21 protein-coding genes are annotated in these 24,572 nt (G+C 42.1%); 8 read left to right on the forward strand and 13 right to left on the reverse strand.

Annotation, left to right across the window (positions count from 1 at the left end; translation table 11 throughout):
- Window position 1: 1 nt before the first annotated feature.
- The 5 genes from J8L84_RS08730 to rpmH form a co-directional block, all read right to left on the reverse strand.
- Window positions 2-484 (reverse strand): YajQ family cyclic di-GMP-binding protein, encoded by a 483-nt coding sequence (locus J8L84_RS08730; protein ID WP_057795044.1) that lies wholly within the window; start codon window positions 482-484, stop codon window positions 2-4.
- Window positions 485-555: 71 nt separating this feature from the next.
- Complete coding sequence (gene yidC, locus J8L84_RS08735) at window positions 556-2,208, reverse strand: membrane protein insertase YidC (RefSeq protein WP_211070343.1); 1,653 nt, start codon at window positions 2,206-2,208, stop codon at window positions 556-558.
- A 10-nt stretch (window positions 2,209-2,218) separates the two neighbouring features.
- Window positions 2,219-2,467 (reverse strand): membrane protein insertion efficiency factor YidD, encoded by a 249-nt coding sequence (yidD, locus tag J8L84_RS08740; RefSeq protein ID WP_082605073.1) that lies wholly within the window; start codon window positions 2,465-2,467, stop codon window positions 2,219-2,221.
- Entirely contained in the window at window positions 2,452-2,811 is a 360-nt protein-coding gene (gene rnpA / locus J8L84_RS08745) for a ribonuclease P protein component (RefSeq protein ID WP_013786828.1), read from the reverse strand. The genes yidD and rnpA overlap by 16 nt, the downstream gene beginning before the upstream one ends.
- A 22-nt stretch (window positions 2,812-2,833) precedes the next feature.
- The gene (rpmH, locus tag J8L84_RS08750; protein WP_049791785.1) at window positions 2,834-2,968 is read right to left on the reverse strand and encodes a 50S ribosomal protein L34; all 135 of its coding nucleotides are present in this window, start codon (window positions 2,966-2,968) and stop codon (window positions 2,834-2,836) included.
- Between the two features lie 605 nt (window positions 2,969-3,573).
- Between rpmH and dnaA the strand changes: the two genes are divergently transcribed.
- The 4 genes from dnaA to gyrB all read left to right on the forward strand — a co-directional run bounded on the left by dnaA (window position 3,574) and on the right by gyrB (window position 10,052).
- Entirely contained in the window at window positions 3,574-5,283 is a 1,710-nt protein-coding gene (gene dnaA / locus J8L84_RS08755; RefSeq protein ID WP_211070344.1) for a chromosomal replication initiator protein DnaA, read from the forward strand.
- A 32-nt stretch (window positions 5,284-5,315) separates the two neighbouring features.
- Window positions 5,316-6,416 (forward strand): DNA polymerase III subunit beta, encoded by a 1,101-nt coding sequence (dnaN, locus tag J8L84_RS08760; RefSeq protein WP_159534265.1) that lies wholly within the window; start codon window positions 5,316-5,318, stop codon window positions 6,414-6,416.
- A 118-nt stretch (window positions 6,417-6,534) separates the two neighbouring features.
- Window positions 6,535-7,623 carry a DNA replication/repair protein RecF gene (recF, locus tag J8L84_RS08765; protein ID WP_211070345.1) on the forward strand — a complete coding sequence of 363 codons (1,089 nt, stop codon included), beginning with the start codon at window positions 6,535-6,537 and terminating at the stop codon, window positions 7,621-7,623.
- Between the two features lie 8 nt (window positions 7,624-7,631).
- Window positions 7,632-10,052 carry a DNA topoisomerase (ATP-hydrolyzing) subunit B gene (gene gyrB / locus J8L84_RS08770; RefSeq protein WP_211070346.1) on the forward strand — a complete coding sequence of 807 codons (2,421 nt, stop codon included), beginning with the start codon at window positions 7,632-7,634 and terminating at the stop codon, window positions 10,050-10,052.
- A gap of 618 nt (window positions 10,053-10,670) precedes the next feature.
- On the opposite strand, the gene J8L84_RS08775 is transcribed toward gyrB, so the two are convergent.
- From J8L84_RS08775 to glyQ, 3 genes are all read right to left on the reverse strand, one after another.
- The gene (locus J8L84_RS08775) at window positions 10,671-11,117 is read right to left on the reverse strand and encodes a hypothetical protein (RefSeq protein ID WP_211070347.1); all 447 of its coding nucleotides are present in this window, start codon (window positions 11,115-11,117) and stop codon (window positions 10,671-10,673) included.
- A 71-nt stretch (window positions 11,118-11,188) separates the two neighbouring features.
- On the reverse strand, window positions 11,189-13,267 hold the full coding sequence (glyS, locus tag J8L84_RS08780; protein ID WP_211070348.1) for a glycine--tRNA ligase subunit beta: 2,079 nt from the start codon (window positions 13,265-13,267) through the stop codon (window positions 11,189-11,191).
- A 2-nt stretch (window positions 13,268-13,269) separates the two neighbouring features.
- Window positions 13,270-14,175: a glycine--tRNA ligase subunit alpha gene (glyQ, locus tag J8L84_RS08785; protein WP_013782512.1), complete on the reverse strand. Its 906-nt coding sequence runs from the start codon at window positions 14,173-14,175 to the stop codon at window positions 13,270-13,272.
- A 149-nt stretch (window positions 14,176-14,324) separates the two neighbouring features.
- Here glyQ and J8L84_RS08790 point away from each other — a divergent pair, with 149 nt between their 5' ends.
- Complete coding sequence (locus tag J8L84_RS08790) at window positions 14,325-14,912, forward strand: DNA-3-methyladenine glycosylase I (protein WP_211070349.1); 588 nt, start codon at window positions 14,325-14,327, stop codon at window positions 14,910-14,912.
- Between the two features lie 91 nt (window positions 14,913-15,003).
- Here the strand turns inward: J8L84_RS08790 and J8L84_RS08795 are convergent, their stop codons facing one another.
- From J8L84_RS08795 to J8L84_RS08805, 3 genes are all read right to left on the reverse strand, one after another.
- Window positions 15,004-15,456, reverse strand: a complete 453-nt coding sequence (locus J8L84_RS08795; protein ID WP_211070350.1) for a DUF2489 domain-containing protein — start codon at window positions 15,454-15,456, stop codon at window positions 15,004-15,006.
- A gap of 18 nt (window positions 15,457-15,474) precedes the next feature.
- Entirely contained in the window at window positions 15,475-15,987 is a 513-nt protein-coding gene (yihI, locus tag J8L84_RS08800; protein WP_057795027.1) for a Der GTPase-activating protein YihI, read from the reverse strand.
- 531 nt (window positions 15,988-16,518) lie between these two features.
- The gene (locus J8L84_RS08805; RefSeq protein ID WP_211070351.1) at window positions 16,519-17,142 is read right to left on the reverse strand and encodes a c-type cytochrome; all 624 of its coding nucleotides are present in this window, start codon (window positions 17,140-17,142) and stop codon (window positions 16,519-16,521) included.
- 174 nt (window positions 17,143-17,316) lie between these two features.
- Between J8L84_RS08805 and yihA the strand changes: the two genes are divergently transcribed.
- On the forward strand, window positions 17,317-17,934 hold the full coding sequence (yihA, locus tag J8L84_RS08810) for a ribosome biogenesis GTP-binding protein YihA/YsxC (protein WP_057795014.1): 618 nt from the start codon (window positions 17,317-17,319) through the stop codon (window positions 17,932-17,934).
- A 384-nt stretch (window positions 17,935-18,318) separates the two neighbouring features.
- Here the strand turns inward: yihA and polA are convergent, their stop codons facing one another.
- The gene (gene polA / locus J8L84_RS08815; RefSeq protein ID WP_211070352.1) at window positions 18,319-21,111 is read right to left on the reverse strand and encodes a DNA polymerase I; all 2,793 of its coding nucleotides are present in this window, start codon (window positions 21,109-21,111) and stop codon (window positions 18,319-18,321) included.
- Between the two features lie 408 nt (window positions 21,112-21,519).
- Here polA and elbB point away from each other — a divergent pair, with 408 nt between their 5' ends.
- A complete protein-coding gene (gene elbB, locus J8L84_RS08820) occupies window positions 21,520-22,173 on the forward strand; it encodes an isoprenoid biosynthesis glyoxalase ElbB (RefSeq protein WP_211070353.1) in 654 nt (217 codons plus the stop codon).
- Window positions 22,174-22,282: 109 nt separating this feature from the next.
- Window positions 22,283-23,734 carry a TrkH family potassium uptake protein gene (locus J8L84_RS08825; RefSeq protein WP_057795008.1) on the forward strand — a complete coding sequence of 484 codons (1,452 nt, stop codon included), beginning with the start codon at window positions 22,283-22,285 and terminating at the stop codon, window positions 23,732-23,734.
- A 49-nt stretch (window positions 23,735-23,783) separates the two neighbouring features.
- Here the strand turns inward: J8L84_RS08825 and J8L84_RS08830 are convergent, their stop codons facing one another.
- Entirely contained in the window at window positions 23,784-24,530 is a 747-nt protein-coding gene (locus J8L84_RS08830; protein ID WP_211070354.1) for a complement resistance protein TraT, read from the reverse strand.
- Window positions 24,531-24,572 lie beyond the last annotated feature (42 nt).

Below are 24,572 nucleotides of genomic sequence, written 5' to 3' on the forward strand. Positions count from 1 at the left end.
TTTAGTCGCGAAAGTTCTTAAATTGAAAAGGCTGACCTAAGTCTGATGATTTCACCAAGGCCATGGCTTGTTGTAAATCATCACGCTTTTTACCGGTTACTCTCAGTTCTTCACCTTGAATAGCCGTTTGTACTTTGATTTTTGCGTCTTTAATAATTTTTACGATTTTCTTCGCAATAGGCTGTTCTATGCCTTCTTTGAAAGCAATCGTTTGACGATAAGTTTTGCCGTTAGCATCAAAGGGCTTCATATCAATAAACGAAGTATCTAGGTTTCGCTTAGAGCATGCAGTTCTAAACATACTTTCCATTTGCTGTAATTGAAATTCCGCTTCTGCTTTCATGACCACGGTTTTCTCTTTGTATTCAAAGCTCGCTTCAATGCCACGAAAGTCAAAACGTGTGGCAAGTTCTCGGTGAGCATTTTCAGTGGCGTTACGCACTTCTTCCATATTGATTTCAGACACAATATCAAATGATGGCATAGTTAATTTATCCTCGTAGACAAAACAGCCCGCAATTGGCGGGCTGTTTATTATAAAAGAAATAGACGTTGCTATTTAATTCCCCGCTTCTCCATAGAAGCATATATCATTTTGGCTTGTACTAATGTAATGATGTTACTGACTAACCAGTATAATACTAGACCTGCAGGGAACCATAAGAAGAACACACTCATTGCCACAGGCATGAACTGCATTATCTTCTGCTGCATTGGGTCAGTAATTGTTGTAGGTTGTAGTTTCTGCAACAAGTACATACTTGCGCCCGTTAGTATAGGCAATACAAAGTACGGGTCTTTCACCGACAAATCAGTGATCCACAATGCAAAATCTGCATGGCGTAATTCAACACTTTCCATTAACACCCAATAGAGCGCTAGGAAAATAGGCATTTGAAGTACTAGTGGTAAACAACCACCCATTGGGTTAACTTTTTCTTTCTTGTAAAGCTCCATCATCGACTGAGACATTTTTTGTCTGTCATCGCCAAAACGGTCTTTAAGTTGCTGCATTTTAGGCGCTAAGTTGCGCATGCGAGCCATAGACTCGTATTGCTTCTTAGTCAGCCAGTACATAGCACCTTTCACTACGATAGTAATCAAGATGATGGCTACACCCCAGTTATTCACTAAGCTGTGCAAGAATGTAAGCAATGAAAACAGTGATTGCGATATCCACCATAGAATGCCGTAATCGACGGTTAGGTCTAATCCGCGAGCAATCTCTTTTAACTTGTCTTGATCTTTTGGACCCATATAAAGGGTGCTAGATAAGGTTTTTGTTTCGCCAGTATTAACCACTGCCGCTGGCATCAACACACCAATAACCGCATATTGGTTTGAAATATTGCGCGAGTAAATGGTGTTTACTTGATCTTGTGGTGGTACCCAAGCAGAGACAAAGTAATGCTCTAGCATACCAGCCCAACCCGCCTTGGTAGTCTCACGCAATTTGTCATCAGCAATATCATCAAACGTGTACTTTTGATAACGATCTTCTTCGGTAGAGTATGCTGCGCCGCGATAGGTAGGCATAAACATATTGCCGTCGTCTTCCGCGTCAATAACTTGTTTTAGTTGTGCATACTGCTGCACATTAGCCGCCGTACCGGAGTTATTCTCAACAGTATAATTTACCGCTACGTTGTAATGGTCTTTTTTGAAGATGAACGTTTTGGTAACAGTAAGTCCTTGGTCGTTTTTCCATACCAAAGGCACTTCGAGGGTATCACCGGTCATCTCGTAGAAATTGCTGTCGGTACGATAAACAGGGCGACCACTGCTGCTAGCATCTGGGCCATTGGCACCAATAAGACCACTTTGCGCGATATATAGATTATTACCTGAACGTAATAGGCTATAAGGTTCTTCAGAGCCTTGAGTTACTGGAAACTTTAACAAGTCTGCAGTAATGACATCGCCACCCAATAAGTCGATGCGAAGGTCTAAGCCATCAGTTTTAACTTCGATAATACGGTTAGCATTTGATGCGCTAACCATCGGTTTAGCAGCTGGCAGGCTATCACCGGTAGGTACATCTTCAGATTGCGCATCATCAAATGATGGCACACCTTGTGATACCTGTTCGGCTTGCTCTGTTTGTACTTGCTGTACAGGTTGAGGTCCGTATTCTTTTTGCCATTGTTGCCAAAGCAAAAAACTGACCAGCGCCAGGCCAATTATCAGAAAACTACGTTGCGATTCCATATAGGTCTCTTTATTTTGAGTGTTTATCTTGTTGTTTTTCCGGTACTGGGTCGTAACCACCGGCATGCAAAGGATGGCATCTTAATATGCGTTTGATTGATAGCCAACCGCCTTTTACTAATCCATGTGTTTTTAGTGCTTCAATAGCATACCAAGAACATGATGGATGAAAACGACAGCGTTGTCCTAAAATAGGAGATATAAACCATTGATACAGTTTTATGAGTACCAGTGGTATCGCGATTAAGACGCGTTGCAACGTTTGGCTAATTTTTTCCATAGCTTATCCATCGTTGCGAAAATTTCTTGGTTACTAAGTTTATCAGCACCAGATTTACCAATTACGATAATATCCACATTTGGGAGGTCATGTTGCTTATGGCGAAAACTTTCACGAATTAAACGTTTTAAACGATTTCGGTCGTGAGCTTTACGAATGCGCTTTTTGGCAAGTGTAATGCCTAAACGTGGGGACGGTAGAGTATTGGTTCTTGCAAGGATAGTAAACGAGGGAGATACAGCTGGAATTGCATTATCAAACACATAGGTAAAGTGGGTGGGAGTTAACAGACGTAACTCCCGTGAAAAATGATTTTCGCCCACTTTAGGTGCTTTCTACTTAAGCTTAAGCAGAAAGACGAGCGCGGCCTTTTGCACGGCGAGCTGCTAGTATTTTACGACCATTTTTAGTCGCCATACGAGCACGAAAACCGTGAGAACGCTTACGCTTCAAATTGCTCGGTTGAAATGTTCTTTTCATGACCAAAGTCTCACTTATATTTAATTAAACATAGGCGTTTTTGGTAAACACTTTATTCTGTTGCCAGAGTAAGTTGTGCTTATCACCAGAAAAGCCCATCGAAAAAGGACGCTGAATTCTAGAGATCTCGGGGGCTGCTGTCAATCAATAATCCACTATTTTGGTAGAAAATGTGAACAAAGTTTACTGAAAAGGCTTAAATGCTAAGCAGTAGGTATAATTTTAACTGTGAATAAGCTGGTTATAATCATCATTTTATCCACAGATTTTTAATTTTCATGCCGCTATGTATAGCATTTAGGCGGTGATCTCATACAATTATTACGATTTTAATTCTTAATTCAGCTAAATTAAGCACATTTTCGAATAAGAGCTCTTTGTTTAATTATCAATAGGTTACAAGTTTGATCCTGATGATCCCCAAAGATCGTCATTTACTTTTTGTTGATAAAGTAAGATAATCCACAGCTATTAAAATGATAAAACAAATTCTCGCTGCTACCCAACAATATACATCCGCCTGATTCTTCTTCTTGGCGCGCATCTCGGTGCCTGTTTCTTTGTATTGGTTGTTATTTGCGAGTTACCGGAGCTAAGTAACTTACATGTCTTTATGGAATCAATGTCTTGAGCGTTTGCGTCAAGAATTACCCACGCAACAATTTAGTATGTGGATCAGACCTTTGGTTCCTCAAGAGGAAGAAGGTGTTGTGGCCTTGTTTGCCCCTAACCGTTTTATTCTTGATTGGGTTAGAGATAAGTATCTCGATAACATTACTGGGTTATTGCGGGAATTTGCAGGTCCGAACGCACCTCAGTTACGCTTAGATGTTATGAGTAGGGAAAGCTTAAGCCGTAGTAGAGCCGCTGCTTCACCTGCGCCCCAGCAACCTCAAAACCAAAATCAAAGCCACAATCAGAGCTTCAGTCAAGATCAGAGCTTTAGCCAAGATAAAAACGAAGCACCTGATCAATCGTATAACCAGGCACCTAGTCAGTCATTTAGCCAAGGTTCTGGTCAATCGTCTAATCAATATTCAGGGCGATCATCAGGAAATATGGCCGGTCAATCGGGCAACGATCAACAATCTATTGATAATAACAATAGTACTGCGTCATCACCTGTACAAGCGAGTGCGCGCTCTGCCATGCCTCAAACGGGGTACAGTCAGCAAAGCCACTCTACGTCTAATCATGACAATATACAGTATGATCAACGAAGTGCTGGATCTAACACAATGCGATCTGCGTCTCAGCAGCCTAAAGTGATCCCGATCCCAGAAGCGGCTAAGCATAAAAGTAATATCAACCCGACTTACCAATTTGATAACTTCGTTGAAGGTAAATCAAACCAATTAGCCCGTGCTGCGGCTACTCAAGTGGCAAATAACCCGGGTAGTTCTTATAACCCCTTATTTATTTATGGCGGAACGGGTTTAGGTAAAACGCACTTATTGCATGCTGTAGGTAATGGCATTGTGGCAAACAATGAAAATGCCAAAATCGTTTACATGCACTCTGAGCGCTTTGTGCAAGATATGGTTAAGGCACTACAAAATAATGCGATAGAAGACTTTAAACGCTTCTATCGTTCAGTAGATGCGTTATTAATTGATGACATTCAATTCTTTGCTAATAAAGAACGTTCTCAAGAAGAATTCTTTCATACCTTTAATGCATTACTGGAAGGTAATCAGCAAATCATACTCACGTCTGATAGATACCCTAAAGAAATTGATGGGGTAGAGGACCGCCTTAAGTCTCGTTTCGGCTGGGGCTTAACTATTGCTATTGAGCCTCCTGAATTAGAAACTCGTGTTGCCATCTTAATGCGTAAAGCTGCCGAGAACCGTATTCACTTACCTAATGAAGTTGCCTTCTTTATTGCTAAGCGTTTACGTTCGAATGTTCGTGAGTTAGAAGGGGCATTGAACCGAGTGATTGCCAACGCTAATTTCACAGGTCGTCCGATAACCATCGATTTTGTTCGTGAAGCCTTGCGTGATTTATTAGCCCTTCAAGAAAAATTAGTTACGGTTGATAATATTCAGAAAACTGTGGCAGATTATTATAAGATTAAAGTTGCTGACATTTTATCTAAGCGAAGAAGTCGAAGTGTTGCAAGGCCCAGACAAGTGGCGATGGCTTTAGCGAAAGAGCTAACCAATCACAGTTTGCCTGAGTTAGGAAATGCCTTTGGTGGACGAGACCATACAACGGTACTTCATGCTTGCAGAAAAATAACGCAGCTTAGAGAAGAAAGTCATGATATAAAAGAAGACTATAAGAACCTCATTCGGACTTTGTCTTCCTAAAAAATGACCTTTAGAGGCGAGATAGCACAGCAATGAAATTTAGTATAAGCCGCGAACAATTTTTACAACCCCTTCAGCTGGTATCGGGGGCTGTAGAGCGTAGACACACATTACCTATTCTCTCTAACGTGCTCATTAAAGTTAGTGAAGACGCACTATGGTTAACAGGTACAGATTTAGAGGTTGAGCTCATTTCTAGCGTTAAGTTAGAAGGGGAGTTCACCGAAGGCGAAATCACCGTTCCTGCCAAGAAACTCTTCGATATTATTCGAGGTATTTCTGAAGGCACCGATATTCATTTCTCTTTAGATGGTAACAAAGCGCTTATAAAAGCAGGGCGTGGTCGTTACACCCTATCTACGTTATCAGCTAACGACTATCCAAATCTAGAAGATTGGGAAGGCGAAGTAGAGTTTGAAATCACCTGTAGCGATATGAAACGCTTAATTGATTCAACAAGCTTTTCAATGGCGCAGCAGGATGTTCGGTATTACTTGAACGGCATGTCGTTAGAAACGGAAGAAAACATTATTCGTACCGTGGCAACTGACGGTCATCGTCTTGCACTTTGTCGTTTAAGCTACGAAACAACACTTCCTGCCCGACAAGTTATCATCCCACGCAAGGGTGTACTTGAAATATCGCGTTTAATTACAGAAGACGATAAATCATTAAAAGTACAAATAGGTGCAAACCATTTACGTATTTTTTCAAACGACTTCATCTTTACCTCTAAATTGGTAGATGGCCGATTCCCTGATTATCGTCGGGTACTGCCTCAAGATGGTGATAAAGAAATTATTGCCAGCAAAGCGGTATTAAAAGATGCGTTTTCTCGTGCAGCTATTTTATCCAACGAAAAATTCCGCGGTGTTCGATTAAATCTTTCATCTGGTGAACTGAAAATTACAGCGAATAACCCAGAGCAAGAAGAAGCCGAAGAAATCGTAGATGTAAATTACCAAGGCGACGACTTAGAAATTGGTTTCAATGTAGCTTATCTAATCGACGTATTGAACTCGCTAGGTTCTGACGATGTGAAAATCAGTTTGTCTGATTCTAACGCAAGTGCCCTGATTGAAGATGCTGCCGATGATGCTGCACTTTATGTCATTATGCCAATGCGTCTGTAGTTATTAATACACTTCATTATTTATCGGCGGTGCGTTTGTATCTAAATTCTAGGATTTCTAGATTCATTCCATCGCCGTTTATCTTTTATTATTATCGTGCTTTTTACCGAGTTTTCTTATGAAACTGGACAAAGTCCAGCTTACGAACTTCCGTAACATTTCTTCTGCAACTCTTTCACCTTCGCCTGCATTAACGATTATTCGCGGTGTAAATGGCAGTGGAAAATCCTCACTTGTTGAATCTATTTTCTATTTAGGTTTTGGAAGATCGTTTCGTACCAGTAAACATACTTCTGTTATTAAAACGGGGGAAGAGGAATTCAGTGTATTTGCTAGTTGCCGGAATGAGGACAGCGAGAAACTGAATGTAGGTTTTCAGCGTCGACGCAACGATACATTTACCTGCAGCATTAACGGTGAGCATTCAAATAAGCTTTCTGATTTAGTTTCTTTAGTACCCGTTCAATTATTTACCCCCCAAAGTACTGATCTTATTTTAGGGTCTCCTTCTGAACGTAGACGTTTTTGTGACTGGGGATTGTTTCACGTGGAACATGACTTCCAAATGCTGTCGGTGCAATTTTCTAAATTTCTTAAGCACCGTAATGCCTTGTTGAAACAACAGTCCGATTTATCGGCACCTCAAAATCAGTACTGGGAACAGTGTTTTCTAGAGCGGGCGGAAGCGCTATCTACGAAACGCGAAGAATATATATCAAAATTGGCGCCTATTTTTGAAAAATACGCTACAACATTTCTAGCTGACTACGAAGTTTCCCTTAATTATTATAAAGGATGGGAAAAAGATGCGTCTTTAGCAGAAAGCTTAGTTAAAAAACGTGAGTATGATGGTAAAATAGGTCATACAACTTCTGGCCCCCACAAGGCTGATATTAAGCTAAAAGTAAATGGGGTTAATGCCCAAGAGTTATTGTCTCGCGGGCAGCTTAGAATGGCTGTTGCAGCGCTTCAAATGGCGCAAACAGAACTATTTAATACGTTAACTAACAGAAAGAGTATCTTCTTGTTAGATGATGTAGGCGCAGAACTTGACGCCGATAAACGTGAGTTATTTATAGACGGGCTGTTGGATATGGATACGCAGGTTTTCGTTACTGCAATTGAATCTTCGCAGCTTGAATTCATACAAAAATATAACGAAAAGAAAATGTTTCACGTGGAACATGGAAGCGTGAAAGAGGAGTAAAACCTAGTATGTCAGAACAGAATAATTACGACTCGTCCAGTATCAAGGTACTTAAAGGATTAGACGCCGTACGAAAGCGTCCTGGTATGTATATCGGTGACACGGACGATGGTACAGGACTTCACCACATGGTTTTCGAGGTTGTTGATAACTCGATAGATGAAGCATTGGCTGGACACTGTTCAGAAATCGTTGTGCAAATACACACAGATGGTTCTGTTTCTGTTTACGATGATGGTCGCGGAATTCCAACTGCGGTGCATGAAGAAGAAGGTGTATCTGCAGCAGAAGTTATTATGACGGTTCTGCATGCCGGCGGTAAGTTCGATGATAACTCTTATAAAGTATCAGGCGGACTTCACGGTGTAGGTGTATCTGTAGTTAACGCTCTTTCAAGCAAATTAAAGCTGCGTATTCGTCGTGAAGGTAAAACTCACGAGCAAGAATACCAGCATGGTGTGCCTCAACAGCCATTAGCCGTTATAGGTGAAACTGATAAAACAGGTACAAGTGTACGTTTCTGGCCGAGCTCAGACACTTTTACGAACACTTTGTTCCACTACGATATTCTAGCTAAACGTTTAAGAGAATTATCTTTCCTTAACTCTGGTATTTCGATTCGCTTGAAAGACGAGCGAGATGGTAAAGAAGATCATTTCATGTACGAAGGTGGTATTAAAGCCTTCGTTGAATATTTGAATCAAAAGAAAACACCTGTACACCAGAAAGTATTTCATTTCACACATGAGCAAGAAGATGGTATTTCAGTAGAAGTATCTATGCAGTGGAATGATGGTTTCCAAGAGAATATATACTGCTTCACCAACAACATTCCTCAACGAGATGGTGGTACCCACTTAGCCGGTTTCCGTGGTGCGTTAACAAGAACGCTTAATAACTACATGGAAAAAGAGGGTATGAACAAAAAGGCGAAAACTAACACGAGCGGTGATGATGCGCGTGAAGGTTTAACGGCTGTTGTATCAGTGAAAGTACCTGATCCTAAATTCTCTTCACAAACTAAGGATAAACTGGTTTCTTCAGAGGTGAAATCCGCGGTTGAATCAGCAATGAACGAAAAACTTGCTGAGTTCTTACTTGAGAACCCTGCCGAAAGTAGAATTATTGCTGGCAAAATTATTGATGCGGCACGTGCTCGAGACGCTGCACGTAAAGCCCGTGAAATGACTCGCCGTAAAGGAGCATTAGACTTAGCTGGTTTGCCAGGTAAACTTGCTGATTGTCAGGAAAAAGATCCTGCACTAAGCGAACTATATATAGTGGAAGGGGACTCTGCTGGCGGTTCAGCCAAGCAGGGACGAAACCGTAAGAACCAAGCTATTCTTCCGCTTAAAGGTAAAATACTGAACGTTGAGAAAGCACGTTTTGACAAAATGCTTTCTTCACAAGAAGTGGCCACGCTGATCACTGCACTAGGTTGTGGTATTGGGCGCGACGAATATAACCCAGAAAAACTACGTTATCACAGCATCATTATCATGACCGATGCTGATGTGGATGGCTCGCACATTCGTACCTTGCTACTGACATTTTTCTACCGTCAAATGCCAGAAATCATTGAACGTGGTTATATCTATATTGCACAGCCGCCGCTTTATAAAGTGAAAAAAGGTAAGCAAGAACAGTATCTGAAAGATGATGATGCGTTAACGTCATACCTAACCTCTATCGCTATTGATGGCGCATCTTTGCATACTAGTGATGATGATCCAGGTATCAGCGGTGTCGCGTTAGAGCAATTGGTAACTTTATACCAATCTGCAGAGAAGATGATTACGCGCATGAAGCGTCTAATGCCTTCCTCTATTCTTTATAGAATGATTTATACGCCTACTTTGAATCTAGAAGATTTAAAAGACGAAAGCACGCTAGCAAACGTGGCTGAGCACTTTGTAGCACAGCTTACTGAACGTGAAAATGATGGCGCAACATACCGTTATGAAATTCGCAGAGACACCGAACTTAGCGAGTTCTATATCACCATTATTATGCGTATGCATGGTATCGATTACGAATACGTAATTGGTCACGACTTTATTGAGTCTACTGAATATCAGCGTCTTAAAGAGCTTAATTTGGCGATTAACGACATGATGAGCTCTAATGCGTTTATACAACGTGGTGATCGTAAGATGCCTGTAGAGTCATTTAAAGAAGCACTAGATTGGTTAATGAGTGAAGCTAAACGCGGTCAGTACATCCAGCGTTATAAAGGACTAGGCGAGATGAACCCAAGCCAGCTTTGGGAAACCACCATGGACCCTGAAGGTCGTAGAATGCTTCAAGTGAAAATTGAAGATGCCATAGCGTGTGATCAATTGTTTACTACGCTAATGGGCGACCAAGTAGAGCCAAGACGAAACTTCATTGAAGCTAACGCGTTAAGAGTAGAAAACTTAGACGTGTAAAGAGGTCAATGACCCACACCTAAGTGTGAAGAGATAAAGAAAAGCCTGGCTTCTTTAACAAAAGAATCCGGGCTTTTTTGTTTATAAACCACGCTTATAATCGTAGCCTCAATACATATATTTCAGCCCAGGTTAACCGCCTACAACAGATTATGTGCAGTTTGACTTGCTACCTTGAAGCGCAAGAAAAACCCATTAGAGCGGCCATGGAGACGCGCTTGAAGTATGGGAAAGAGCAAAGCTAGTATCGGGAGGTAAACATTATGGCTTTTTAGAGGTAGAAGATATTCCATCGGGTACTGATGATTATGAAGTCATAATGACGCCGCGCTATGTCTTTCCATTAATGGATGATACTGGTGTGGTGACAGGTGAGTTTGAGCAACGACAATATGACAACGTAGTGACGATTTTAGTCGAGCGCTAATCAGTGGTAATCAGTAATAATTAGGGATAGGTGGATAGGTGGATAGGTAGGTAGGGGTTAGGTGTAGGTGATTGAGATAACAATACGCGCATACCAAAAACCGGGTTAATAAAAGAGTAGGCTTAATGTCTACTCTTTTTCTTTATTATAGCGCTATGAACCAGTGATGTAGGCGTTCAGAAACTAAAGCCTTACGGCATTCTAGTTATCACCAAACTCACTTCATTGTCGTCTGCAGGAGCAACCTGAAAACGATAAATACCGGTATTAGAGGGTGTAAATTGTAGGTTCTCAGAGCCTTGTTTACAGACTAAAAATATCTTAGTGCTTACCATAACAGGCTGACCCTTGTAATTACCTCCACAACTTTGACTCGGTGTCCAAATAGCATCAGACAAACGAAAGTCATAAGGTTGTCCATCAGCGATAAGCTCTACATTGACGTACCAACCGTTACTATCTTTTTTAAACTGATAGGCCGATGTGGCTTCCCACCAATTAAATACGCCTCGAAGAAACAAGTTCTCAAACTGAATTTTTGGTGATGGCTGGGCTACTTCTGGAATAGAAAAACCACTTCTGCTTGAACAGGCAGAAACAAAAAGCGAAAAAATAATGACTAACAGGGTTTTATTCACACTAACTCCAATAAAAAAACGCCCAACAGATGTTGAGCGTTTTTAGTCTATAACTTACTTACCAAACTAACTTAAGACTTCGCTAACAAGGAAACATCTGCGGTAGTTAGGAAAAGTTGCCTTAAAAGCGATAACAACGCAAGTCTGTTTTGTTTAACCGCGTCATCTTCTGCCATTACCATAACGTCATCGAAGAAACTATCAATGGCACTACGTAGTGTAGCCATAGTAGAAAGTATCTTAGTGTAATCTTGAGTAGCAACCGCTGTGGTTACCACAGACTCTGCAGAAACTAGCGCGCTGTAAAGTGCTTTTTCAGCATCTTCACTTAACAATGATTCATTTATAGAAACATTAATACTGCTATCGACACCTTGCTTCGCCAGAATGTTCGCAACACGCTTATTAGCTGCTGCCAATGCTTGGGCTTCTTCAAGTTGTTTAAACTCGGCTACGGCGTTTACACGGGCCACATAATCGCTTGGTTGAGTAGGGCGTCTTGCTGAAACCGCTTGAATAACATCAATAGCGATACCTTGGTCTTGTAACACCGCGACAAACCTTGCTAGTACAAAGTCGACAACCTGTGCTTTGAAGTCTTGGTTAGAAAGCTTATCTCCGTACACTTCACCCGCTTTAGCAACAAGCACTTCAAGGTCTAGAGGCAGTGAAAGCTCGGTGATAATACGTAGCACACCAATAGCGGCACGGCGTAACGCGAACGGGTCTTTGTCACCTTTCGGTAGTTGACCGATACCAAAAATTCCAACCAGCGTATCTAGCTTGTCAGCAAGCGCTACTGCAGCACTAACGCCTGGAGAAGGCAAAGCGTCACCGGCAAACCTAGGCATATACTGTTCGTACAGGGCTTCAGCAACCGCAGTATCTTCACCATCATTTAACGCATAGTATTTCCCCATAACGCCTTGTACGTCTGGGAATTCCATTACCATATTGGTCATTAAGTCAGTTTTAGCAAGTAAACCTGCACGAGCCGCAAGGGCTTCATTCGCGTCGATTTGAGACGCAATAAAACCAGATAGCGCAGAAATACGTTCAGATTTTTCTTTAAGTGTTCCTAATTGCTTTTGGAAAAGCACGCTCTCAAGGCTGGCAAGTCTGCTTTCAAGTGATGTCTTTTTATCACTGTTAAAGAAGAACTCAGCATCAGCTAGGCGAGGGCGAATAACTTTTTCATTTCCGCTTATTACCTGAATAGGATCTTGGCTTTCAATATTACTTACAAATAAGAACGTGTTAGAAAGCTGACCTTCGCTATCAAGCAATGGCACATATTTCTGATCGTCTTTCATGGTGTAAATAAGCGCTTCTTTAGGCACCGCTAAGAAGCCTTCTTCAAAGCTTGCTTGCATCACAACCGGCCATTCAACCAATGAAGCAATTTCTTCAAGCAGGTCTTCATTAAAATCAGGTGTAAGCGAAAGCGTATCAGCAGCAGTTTGTAGTTGCTGACGTACCTTGTCTTTACGCGCAGTGAAATCAGCTACCACGTAATGGGCTTCCAAGGCACTTGCGTAGTTGTCGGCATGATCTAGCTCAAAGCGCGCTTCACCATGGAAACGATGGCCTTGAATAGTCCTTCCGCTTGCTAAGCCTAACGCGGTTAAGTTCACTACTTCACTGCCATACAGCGCAGTAAGGGTATGAACTGGGCGAATAAATTGCGTAGTGTAATTACCCCAACGCATCGCTTTAGGGATAGGAAGCTTAGCAATAGCCTGGTTAAGTAAAGACTCTAGTAACTCGCCAATCTGTTTGCCTGGCACGTGCGCTTTGTGCAACAGCCATTCACCTTTGTCGGTAACAAGGCGTTCAGCATCTTCGACACTAATACCATTACCACGGGCCCAACCTTGAGCGGCCTTAGTAGGGTTGCCATCTGCATCAAAAGCGGCGCTTACAGCAGGGCCGCGTTTTTCTACCGTTTTATCAGCTTGGCTTTCAGCCAACGCAGAAACATAAACAGCTAAGCGACGTGGTGCAGCAAACCAACTGACGCTGGTAAAACTAAGCTCAGCAGCGCTAAGTGCTGCCTCAAATTGCTGTGCAAAGGCTTCGCCAAGAGACTTAAGCGCTTTAGGTGGAAGCTCTTCTGTTCCAAGCTCTATCAAACAATTCTCTGTTCGCACCCTTAAGACTCCTTATTACAAAGTGGGAAACCAAGCGCTTCACGCTTCTGGAAATAACTTTCAGCACATGCTTTTGCAAGAGTACGCACACGTAAAATGTAACGTTGACGTTCTGTCACTGAAATAGCATGGCGAGCATCTAGCATATTAAATGCGTGAGATGCCTTCATTACTTGCTCGTAGGCAGGTAGTGGTAAATTCTTCTCGATAAGTAGTTGGCTAGCTGCTTCGCATTCATCGAATGTACGGAATAGGGCATCAACGTTGGCATATTCAAAGTTATAGGTAGATTGCTCTACTTCATTTTGATGGAATACATCGCCATAGGTGACTTTACCCATAGGGCCATCTGCCCATACTAAGTCGTAAATGCTATCTACGCCTTGTACATACATGGCTAAACGTTCTAGGCCATAAGTAATTTCGCCGGTAACTGGCTTACATTCAATACCGCCAACTTGTTGGAAGTAAGTGAACTGAGTCACTTCCATACCATTAAGCCATACTTCCCAACCCAGGCCCCAAGCGCCAAGGGTAGGTGACTCCCAGTTGTCTTCAACGAAGCGAATGTCATGCACCAGTGGATCGAAACCTAATTCTTTCAAAGAACCCAAATACAATTCCTGAATATTGTCAGGAGAAGGCTTCAACATAACTTGGAACTGGTAATAATGTTGTAAGCGATTTGGGTTTTCACCGTAACGACCATCAGTAGGGCGACGGCAAGTTTGTACATAGGCACTGCTCATAGGCTCTGGGCCTAATGAACGAAGAAATGTCATTGGGTGAAAGGTACCCGCACCTACTTCCATATCAAGGGGCTGAATTATAACGCACCCTTGACGCGCCCAATAATCTTGAAGCGCAAGGATCAAACCTTGAAAGGTATTAATATCGTATTTCTGCATACATCCGCTGCTTATTGGTTATCTGTATCTTCAAAGGTGGGATAGTATACAATTTGTAACGCATAGTATGTAGGTGTAAAGCGTTAAAAAGCGCCATGAAACCCGCTAAAAGATAACTAAAAGGTCGATTGAAGAGGCTATTTAAGATTATGACGTCAACTGGATTGAATCGTTGTGGATGGGTGAGCGATGACCCTCTATACCAAAAATATCATGATGAACAGTGGGGACGGCCCGTTACAGATAGCAAAGAGTTGTTCGCTAAACTTTGTTTAGATGGTCAGCAAGCTGGATTGTCGTGGATCACCATTTTAAAAAAACAAGCAAATTACGAAGCCGCTTTCCATGACTTTGAGCCTACAAAAATAGTTCAAATGGATGAGCAAGAAATAGCGGCATGCTTGCAAAACCCTGGTATTGTGCGCAACAAGCTGAAAGTGGCGTCCATTATTAAAAATGCCCATGGCTATTTAAATATCGAAAAGCGCCAACGTTTTTCTGACTTTATTTGGCAGTTTACCGACGGTAAAACCATCATCAATGAATGGGAAGACTTTAAAGAAGCGCCTACCTTTACCGCTGAATCTAAAGCTATGTCGAAGGCGCTAAAAAAAGAGGGTTTTTCATTTGTAGGTGAGACCATTTGTTATGCATTCATGCAAGCGGTAGGCATAGTGAACGACCACGTTATAGACTGCCACTGCTACGAGGAAACCCGAAGTTTAGCAAGACGCTAACCTTCAATAAAATCCCAACAAAACCCCAATAAAAAAGCGCTTCATAATAAGCGCTTTTAAAAAACATACACATACCAACAACGATAAGTATTTAACTAATAGACTGGCAATAAGCCTTGATTGCTGGCATTTCACTTAACACTTTAGATTCATAATCTGACTCAATTTGCTCTCTAGCCAAGTCTTGCTTACGCCTTTCTTGTTTAGTCAGTTTCTGCCTATCTTCTAGTACGGCGAAGCCGCTCACTTCTACGAATAACGCATAAGTATGAGGGTAGGAGGCTTTATGATCTGGCGGAGACAAAATAGGTAATGCACCCAATAAGTTGACTATCCGAATAACCCCTTCAGATAAGTCGCACTGTTGTTGCTCCATAGCCTTAGCGATAGTGTAAATACTTTCGCTAATCGTTTTTACGCGCTCGTCTCTGACCTTCTGCTGGCGTTGGTTTTGTTGCTTTAGCTGGAACAACAACCGACCGGCATAAAAACCAAGTGTGACGATAACTAGTAGCGCCACAATAACTAACACTGTCCACAGCATAAAACAGAGCCCGCCTTACTATTTCTTAAAGTCGTTAATATCTATAGCGTCTAAATCGTCTAATGGATCCATCTCGTCGTCATCCTCATCATCGTCTTCTACGATGCCAAGCAAATCACAAAGAATGCGGTGGCGTGCCATTTTTTCATCAACGTAAGATTGTTGCTCTTTAGTAAGTTGCTTGTCGTCATCAAGCTTATCTAACAATGACGCTAAACGCTGATCTGCTTCAAGTGCCGCTAGCTCTTCGCTAGGTGTGGCGAATTTCTGCTTTTCTTTCGGCGTGGTAATTGTCGTTTTCTTAACGACTAAAGGAATAGGTTTCTTACTGCCTAAACGTGGATCTTGGTTTTCACGACGTTTAGAAGCACCGTTCTCACCTTGCTCAACATTGTGACGGCTACCCGCTGGTTTGCCTTTATGCTTCTTTGGACGAGGAGTACTTTCCAGACGTTTTTGCCCAGGTTTACGATCAGGATCTTTCCTGACGCCAATGAGTCCAACTTTACGAGACTTTTTTGATCTTGCCATATATAAAAGGTATCAAATTTTTAGTGATTGAAAGGGCATATTATAGCGCGAATTGCTCAAAGCTTCTTCATCAATACAGCATGATTCATCGGAAAGTGAATATACTGTTTAATGTGCTCGCGATAATATAACTTGAGGGTCTACGAAAAAGTAGGTGTTTGCCGAATAATGCGTAGTATAAAGGCTGGCTAATACGTAAATTTAGGCAAGAAAAAAGGCGATGGCTTTCACCATCACCTTACATTGTTTGAGTGTCAGATGACACCTCTCCCGTTATTTACACTTCTATGTGTAGTTGTGCTTCCCAGCTTGGCTCCCCTTTTTATTGGTTTTAGCAGAGCTCATTTTGTTCTTGGCCTTCTTGGCGCTTTATCCAATCTTCCGTGTTGTATTTTTATTATTATTCTTGTTATTTAGCCTGTAGAGTTTCAGACAAACCTACAAACTATTGCGATAGACTACACGAATATTTTTGAAATACAACTTTATACGCAACAATTAATTAACAAATGCGCATATAATTTCAGAGTCTTAATGTAAGCCCGCGATATAGTTAGATAAAATTTCGATATCTTCATCGGTTAATTTCATCGCAATATCACGCATCATGCCATTCATATCGTTATGGCGCTCGCCTGCACGGAAAGATTTCAATTGTGCTGCAGTATAGGTTACATGCTGCCCACTGATATCAGGGAAACCCGCTAAGCCCATACCGTTACCTTTAGGACCGTGACATGCGATACATGCAGTAACACCACGAGATTCATCGCCGCCTTGGTATAAAGCGCGACCAGCTTCAATATATTGCTCTGGCGTTTCACCTTCTTTAGGTGTTTGGCTTGAGAAGTAAGCGGCTAGGTCTTTCATGTCTTGTTCTGAAAGAGGGGCTGCCATACCGTTCATTACGGCATTGTTACGGCCTTCTTCGCCACCTGTCTGTGACGCAAGCTTGAACTCCATTAATTGCTTAACGAGGTACTTTTCATGTTGTCCTGCTATTTTGGGATTCATGTCTATCATGCTGTTACCATCAGGTCCATGACATGCTGCACATACTGCAGATTTTGCTTTACCGGCTTCAGCATCACCTTCTGCCATCGCAGAAACTGAAATACCTAAAGACACACACAATAACAAACACAGTTTTTTCATAATAAATCTCTTAAATGGATCCAACGGCTCGCGTAACATACGTGATATCATGCGTATTTTACACATTTAACGCGTCAGAAAAACCTATTCCATGATAAAACTATGGTTTTTAGCAGGTTTAGATCATTAATAGAGTTTAATTCTAGGGTTATGACGCATTTGAGGTAAGTCTAGATGTCGTATTACACCAAAGCAAAGTTCTTTACCAGTGCACCTGATATTCGCCATTTAAAAGATGATAGCGGTATTGAGGTAGCGTTTGCTGGCCGTTCTAACGCGGGCAAGTCGAGCGCGTTGAATACACTCACTCGTCAAAAGAACCTGGCAAGAACCAGTAAAACACCAGGGCGTACACAGCTCATCAATGTTTTTAATCTTGAAGAAGACCGTCGTTTAGTCGATTTGCCTGGTTATGGGTTTGCCCAAGTACCGCTTGCGATGAAAAATAAATGGCAACAAGCATTAGGTGAATACCTTCAAAAGCGTAAATCGCTTAAAGGTTTAGTGGTGCTTATGGATATTCGTCACCCATTTAAAGATCTTGATCAAGATTTGATTCACTGGGCAGTAGATTCCAATATCCCAGTATTAGCCTTACTGACTAAGTCAGATAAGCTTAAATCAGGGAAGCGAAAGGCTCAGCTACTTATGGCGCAGGAAGCTGCACTGGCGTTTATGGGTGATGTGACGGTAAATACCTTTTCATCGTTAAATCGTCAGGGATTACCTGAACTTGAGAAAGTGTTGAATAAATGGTTGGCACTTGACGAAAAAACGGCTGACGAAGAATAGAAATAAAAGGCTAGATAAAAGAAAGCCCCGCTAAAAAGCAGGGCCAAAATACTGAGAGAAAACACATAAAAACCGAATATATAGAGTGTGCAAATTTCGGTTAGTTCACTTTAAAATATAAAAATATCTTTTCTTTAATTTAAGCTTAAGATTTTTAAGGCTTTTTTCTTTCTGGATTTTTGGAAACTTTATTCCAGACATAAAAAAACCCCGACAAATCTGTCGGGGTTAAAGCAAAGGTTTGAAAACAGATTTCTCACCTCTGTACCCTACACGCATTAGGGTACAATAATGGTGAAAAAAGGCAAGTAAGAGTGTAATAAAATTACCAAACTTGCCCATTTTTGAGCTATTGCTCACTATTTTCTGTAATCTAATTACTTTTTAGTGAGCTTCATCCCAGTTATCGCCCACGCCTGCTTCAACCACCAGCGGAACATTTAACACCGCAGCTTGCTCCATCAAGCTGACGATATTTTTAACCTGTTCCTCTAGATGTTCTTCTTTAATCTCAAATACCAATTCATCGTGTACCTGCATCATCATGAGAACATCATCACTTTCAAGGGAAGTGATCCAATCATCAACCTTTATCATGGCCATTTTAATGATGTCGGCAGCTGTGCCTTGCATTGGCGCATTGATAGCGGCGCGCTCTGCGCCTTTACGACGTGCGCCATTACTGGCTTTAATATCGGGTAGGTATAAGCGGCGACCAAACACAGTTTCAACGTAACCTTTTTCTTTAGCGCCTTCTCTGGTGCTGTCCATGTACTCGAGTACACCAGGGTAGCGTTCAAAATATAGGTCCATGTATTTTTGTGCTTCATGACGTGGAATATTAAGTTGTTTGGCAAGGCCAAAGGCACTCATTCCATAGATCAAACCAAAGTTTATGGCCTTAGCGCTGCGACGTTGTTCCGTCGTCACTTCGTCAAGCGTAACCCCAAACACTTCTGCAGCGGTAGCTTTGTGAATGTCTCTGCCGTGAGCAAATGCATCAAGAAGACCTTCATCGCCCGACAAGTGGGCCATTATTCTAAGTTCAATTTGAGAATAATCGGCAGCTACAATCTTATAGCCTTCACGTGGAACAAATGCTTGTCTTACCTTACGACCTTCTTCATTTCGAATAGGAATGTTTTGAAGGTTAGGATCCGTTGACGACAACCGGCCCGTTGCCGTAATAGCTTGATGGTAAGAAGTATGAACACGACCCGTGCGATGATTAATCATTTTAGGGAGTTTGTCGGTATACGTATTTTTAAGCTTGGTTAAGCCTCTATACTCCATTAACTTTTTAGGTAACGGGAATTCAAGGGCAAGTTCTTGTAATACTTCTTCAGAAGTAGAAGGGGCACCCTTGGGGGTTTTCTTGATAACCGGTAACGACATTTTTTCAAACAAAATGTGTTGAAGCTGTTTTGGCGAGCCTAAATTAAACACTTCACCTGCTTCTTCATGCACTTCTTTTTCTAGCTCAGCAATACGCGTAGCTAAATCTTGGCTCTGCTGGCGTAACCGTTGGCTTTCAATTAATACACCTTGCTGTTCCATACGAGATAAAACGCAAGCAACCGGCACTTCAACATCAACCAACAACGTTTTAAGTTTGGGTTCGTTCTCTAGCTTTGCCCATATTGCTTGATGAAGGCGCATAGTAATATCTGCATCTTCGGCAGCATAAGGACCAGCTTCTTCTAACCCAATCTGGTTAAAAGTAAGCTGTTTAGCACCTTTGCCGGCAATTTCTTCAAAGTGAATCGTTTTATGGCCTAAATAGGCAAGGGCTAGCGAGTCCATGTCATGGCGCTGCGCGGTGCTGTTTAACACATAGCTTTCCAGCATAGTGTCAAAGCCGATACCATTTAGGGTGATGTCGTAATGCGCGAGTACATTCTTGTCATATTTAATGTGCTGACCCACTTTGATGATGGTTTCAGACTCTAAAATAGGCTTCAATGCTGCTAGCACGTACTCTCTTGATAACTGCGTGGGTGCATCAGGATAATCATGAGCAACTGGCACGTAAGCCGCAGCACCAGGTTCAATACAAAAAGAAACACCGACAAGTTCAGCTTCCATGTAGTTAACACTGGTCGTTTCAGTATCAACAGCAATAAGCGGCGCTGTTTTTAGTTTTTCAATCCAAGCCTCAAACGTAGCTTCATCTAGCACCACGTCATAACCAGATTTATCGATATTACTTTCTGGTAATACTTCATCTGTATCGCTTGAATCTGATGCGCTCTCAACACTTGTTGGCTTTGAGGACTCACTACCATCACCTGCGATCAATGCGCTAATTTCGGTATGCCAGCGCTTAAATTCATACTCTGCAAACATCGACTGTAAGGTTTGGTTATCCGGAACAGTAGGGCGAAGCTCATCTATTTTGTATTCTAGATCTAAATCAATGGCAATCGTGGCAAGGGTGTATGACAAGCGTGCTTGTTCTTCATACTCTTGCATTTTAGTTGCCATCGTTTTGCTCCCTCTAAATGAGAGATCGGCAATTTTATCAAGATTGTCATAGATAGCACTGATGCCACCAATACCGTTTAATAGCGCTTGGGCGCTTTTATCACCCACACCGGGCACGCCAGGAATGTTATCTACTTTGTCACCCTTAAGGGCTAAGAAGTCGATAACCAGTTCCGGTGGAATACCAAATTTCGTGTTTACCCCTTCAATATCCATAATCTGATTCGTCATGGTATTGATCAAGGTGACATTGTCGTTGACCAGTTGCGCCATGTCTTTATCGCCAGTACTGATCAAAGTATCGATACCATGTTCTGTTGCACGACAGGCTAGGGTACCAATAACATCATCGGCTTCAACGCCAGACTCAACGATTACAGGTAACCCCATCGCTTTGATGATGGTATGTAATGGTTCTATTTGACTACGTAACTCTTCCGGCATAGGTGGGCGATTCGCTTTATATTCTTCATAAATATCGTCGCGAAACGTTTTACCTTTGGCATCAAAGATGACTGCCATGTGAGTAGGGTTGTACTGTCTAATCAAGCTTTTCAGCATGTTGACAACACCATAGATCGCACCGGTATCCTGACCTTTTGAGTTCGTCAGAGGCGGTAATCCGTGAAATGCTCTAAATAGATAAGATGATCCATCTACTAGAATAAAAGGGGGCTTTTTCGAATCTGTCATAGCTATGCATTAACCAAGCTTAGAATAAGGCGCAAGCATGCCATAGGCGCTAGTGGATCGCCATAGAGCATAACAACATAAATAAAGGGATCATCTGTGGATAAGATTGTGATCTAATAAAATAAGCACAACAAAATGAACGATCTTTGTTAATAGAAAGATCGTCCTGTAAAGCAATAAAAATAAGGGAATGAAAAATAAGAGTGTGGACTGCGTACCTGCAACTCATCATTCCTTTTTATGTGGATAACTTGGTGAACTTATTTTTTCGTTTAACCAAATTGGTCAGATAATGTAGCATAACAAATTAACAATCCAATACTGGTTATTAAGACTTTTTTTTGAACAGTTGGTGGTTTTATAGCCAAAAATAGAATAAGTCGGTTTGGCAAGGTCTAGGAGGACATTATGAAACAAGTTGCAGTGATTTTAAGTGGTTGTGGTGTTTTTGATGGCGCTGAAATTCATGAGTCAGTATTAACGCTTTTAGCTATTGAACAAGCCGGGGTAGGTTACCAATGTTTTGCGCCAGATAAGGCTCAAATGCACGTAGTGAATCATTTAACGGGAGAAGTTTCAGAGGATGAAACGCGTAACGTATTGGTTGAGTCTGCACGAATTGCCCGAGGCAATGTAAAGCCTATTACAGAATGTAAGGTATCAGACTTCGATTATCTTATTGTACCTGGCGGTTTTGGTGCTGCTAAGAATTTGTGTTCATTTGCAGTTGATGGTGAAAAAAGCACGGTAGATAAGGACGTGCTTGCGGTATGCAGCGACTTTGCGAAAGCAAAGAAACCTGTGGCCTATGCATGCATTGCACCTGCTATTGCAGCCAGCGTATACGGAAACGATGTTAAACTAACCATTGGTAGCGATGAAGATACCGCCAATGCCTTGAACGCGTTAGGAGCATGCCACGTAAACTGTGAAGTAGATGAAGTGGTGGTAGACGTGGAAAATAAACTGGTTACTACGCCAGCTTATATGTCGGCACAAAATATCTTACAAGCCCATGCTAGTATTAATAAAATGGTAGAAACGGTACTAGCGATGAAATAATTTGCTTATAGCCCTATAATCGCGTCAATGTAGTAGAAACCTTGTATCCTCTAAAAACCGCGAACACTGTTAATCGCGAGTTTACTAATAACGAAAGGCATAACGAAGCATGCACTACCGTGCCATTGTACGAATTTTAGGGCTCCTTATTGCGCTATTTAGCGTAACCATGATCCCACCTGCTGTGGTTTCTCTGATTTATCAAGATGGTAGTGGTTTGCCCTTTACCCTTGCGTTCTTTATTTGCGTAGGTGGCGGTATGGTGCTTTGGTACCCAAACCGACAGCAAAAAAATGATTTGCGAGCGCGAGAAGGCTTTTTAATTGTTGCCCTGTTCTGGTCGGTACTAGCAAGTGTAGGTGCCATTCCACTTATGTTACTAGAACAGCCTAGCATGACCGTAACTGATGCTTTCTTCGAATCATTCTCAGGGCTAACTACAACCGGTGCAACGGTAATAGAAGGTATTGATTTCCTACCTCATTCGGTGCAGTTCTATCGACAACAGCTACAATGGCTAGGCGGTATGGGTATCATTGTACTCGCCGTAGCAATACTGCCTATTTTAGGGGTTGGGGGCATGCAGCTATACCGTGCAGAAACCCCAGGGCCGGTTAAAGATAATAAAATGACCCCCCGTATTGCAGATACCGCTAAACACCTTTGGTACATTTATCTTTCTATCACTATTGCATGCGCTGCCGCCTATTGGTTGGCCGGTATGGATATGTTTGATGCCATTTGCCATGCATTTTCAACGGTTGCCATTGGGGGCTTTTCAACCCACGATGCAAGCCTTGGTTACTTTAATAGCCCAATGGTGAATGTGGTTTGTACGGTCTTTCTATTAATTGCTGCACTTAACTTTTCACTCCATTACGCAGCAGTGAGTACCCGTTCGGTAAAAGGCTATTTTAACGACCCAGAATTTAAAGCCTTTTTCTTTATTCAAGCCACGCTTATCATGCTGTGCTTCTTAGTACTCACCCTATCTGGGTTTTACGACTCAGCGGAAACCGCGCTCGACCAAGCTATGATTCAAGCCGTATCAATCAGCACAACTGCGGGGTTTGCCACCACAGACTTTTCAATTTGGCCTACGTTTTTGCCCATACTACTCATCTTCTCAAGTTTCATTGGAGGCTGCGCGAGTTCAACAGGGGGCGGGTTAAAAGTGGTTCGTGTCTGTTTATTGTTCCTTCAAGGAAAGCGTGAAGTAGACAGGCTTATTCATCCTAAGGCGGTGTATTCCGTTAAGTTAGGTGAGCGAGCAATGCCAGATAAAGTCGTCGAGGCGGTATGGGGCTTTTTCTCTGCATACGCAGTGGTGTTTGTGATACTAATGATAGGCCTAATCGCCACAGGGCTAGATAACTTAAGCGCGTTTACCGCCACTGCCGCCATGTTAAATAACCTTGGACCTGGATTGGGCAGTGTCGCATCTAACTATGCGGGTGTGACCGATGCTGGAAAGTGGATTTTAGTTGTGGGAATGGTGTTTGGGCGACTGGAAGTCTTTTCGTTATTAGTACTATTTTCACCTACGTTCTGGCGGAGTTAATACAGCAACGACTGCTCAGTCAGTCATTGCTGTATACCGTAAGGCAGGTTTAAAAGAACGAAGCCATTGCATAAGCCGTTTTATCAAACATGAGTGGTTGTGCTTCTTCTAACGCTAGGTTGGCTTTGTTAGCTGTCGTCACAACGCGAGTGCGGTATTCTTTTTGGTTTGAAACTTCAGATACAGTCTGAGTTGATGCGCCGTCATCTGAAATTTTCGTATTCACCTTAGAATCTTTCCTTACTATCACGCCCTTAGCGGCACGTTCTTTAATTTGAATATCAGCCACGAGAAGGTAGGTTACATCTTTAACCATCGCGTTGGCCGCAGTAGAAACCAATCCACCGATAATGCCACCCGCAGCAGCTTGCTTATAATTCCCACCACCCGCATAAGCTGCAGCTGAGCCTAACGCGACGCCCTGAAATCCTGATGACAGATAATTTTCTGCCGCGGAAGGAGACGCCTTTTCTAGATTGCGCACGAACACACTCATCGTATATTGGGCTCCAGCAGGACTATCTACAAACGAATAGCCGTTTCCACTGCTCGATATTTGAGAGTTGAGTGCGTCTCTAAATGCATTGCGATCAAATTCCATCACCGCTGAGCGAACTTCTAAATAGATTTTTCGTTTTTCAGGCGGCACAGGCTCAACGAAAATTGAGGTGCTCAGTTTGGTCTGCACATCTAAATCTTTTTTAGCTATGGAGGTATGAACGGCAGCACAGCCGCTAAAAAGAATAACTACAAATGCAAGTACAACAATCCTGACATGCTGATTCCGTAACGTCATGGTAATTCCTTATTAAAAAATTGAACTGTAAATTATCGTTAG

The sequence above is a fragment of the Alteromonas sp. MMG017 genome (genome assembly GCF_018100795.1).
Taxonomy (GTDB): Bacteria; Pseudomonadota; Gammaproteobacteria; order Enterobacterales; family Alteromonadaceae; genus Alteromonas.